The organism is Pantoea sp. Morm (genome assembly GCF_016643525.1).
GTDB classification, from domain to species: Bacteria; Pseudomonadota; Gammaproteobacteria; order Enterobacterales; family Enterobacteriaceae; genus Pantoea; species Pantoea dispersa.
Map to the genome: position 1 here is coordinate 1 of NZ_VOQX01000253.1, position 1,214 is coordinate 1,214.

The 1,214-nt window shown below is 52.2% G+C and carries 2 tRNA genes and 2 rRNA genes; all 4 read right to left on the bottom strand.

The annotated features are described in order from the left end of the window. Positions 1 to 529: ribosomal RNA gene (locus FT726_RS27335) — 23S ribosomal RNA — on the bottom strand; the annotation flags it as partial. A gap of 198 nt (positions 530 to 727) precedes the next feature. Further along, positions 728 to 803, bottom strand: a tRNA-Ala gene (locus FT726_RS27340). 149 nt (positions 804 to 952) lie between these two features. After that, positions 953 to 1,029, bottom strand: a tRNA-Ile gene (locus FT726_RS27345). Positions 1,030 to 1,103: 74 nt separating this feature from the next. Continuing rightward, positions 1,104 to 1,214, bottom strand: a 16S ribosomal RNA gene (locus tag FT726_RS27350); the annotation flags it as partial.

The window sequence follows — 1,214 nt, forward strand, 5'->3', positions numbered from 1 at the left end:
CTTGTACGTACACGGTTTCAGGTTCTGTTTCACTCCCCTCGCCGGGGTTCTTTTCGCCTTTCCCTCACGGTACTGGTTCACTATCGGTCAGTCAGGAGTATTTAGCCTTGGAGGATGGTCCCCCCATATTCAGACAGGATACCACGTGTCCCGCCCTACTCGTCGGACTCACAACTCATGCATCTTCGTGTACGGGGCTGTCACCCGGTATCGCGCGACTTTCCAGACGCTTCCACTGATGCACAAGCTGATTCAGGTCCTGGGCTGCTCCCCGTTCGCTCGCCGCTACTGGGGGAATCTCGGTTGATTTCTTTTCCTCGGGGTACTTAGATGTTTCAGTTCCCCCGGTTCGCCTCGTTTGACTATGTATTCATCAAACGATGATGCACAGAGTGCACCGGGTTTCCCCATTCGGACATCGACGGCTGTAGCGGTTCATATCACCTTACCGTCGCTTTTCGCAGATTAGCACGTCCTTCATCGCCTCTGACTGCCAGGGCATCCACCGTGTACGCTTAGTCGCTTAACCTCACAACCCACAGGCGTTTTGCAACGCTGCGGACTGCAAGCATTTGAGAGACCCGAACGCATCGCCATTTCATTCTTATTACGGAGAATGAATACGACGCGTCGTTTCAAATTTTCAGCTTGTTCCGGATTGTTAAAGAGCAAATACTTCGCAGCACACCGTCGCCGGTATACTCTGAAGTAAGTTTCAGTACTGTAATGGTGGAGCTAAGCGGGATCGAACCGCTGACCTCCTGCGTGCAAGGCAGGCGCTCTCCCAGCTGAGCTATAGCCCCATACAGTCACTGCAGAGACCATCTACATCCACTCACCAGGAGTCACGTTTCTCACACGGGAAATGTGATTTCGTCTCAGGCAAGGCATGTTTTCGCGAAGCATAGTGAACTATGCGAGCCGGAAACATAACGCAGCATGAGAAGAAATCTGGTAGGCCTGAGTGGACTTGAACCACCGACCTCACCCTTATCAGGGGTGCGCTCTAACCACCTGAGCTACAAGCCTGTAGAGGTTTTTTCTGCTCGTTACTTTTCTATCAGACAATCTGTGTGAGCACTTCGCGGGAAGGTATCTTCAGGTAAGGAGGTGATCCAACCGCAGGTTCCCCTACGGTTACCTTGTTACGACTTCACCCCAGTCATGAATCACAAAGTGGTAAGCGCCCTCCCGAAGGTTAAGCTACCTACTTC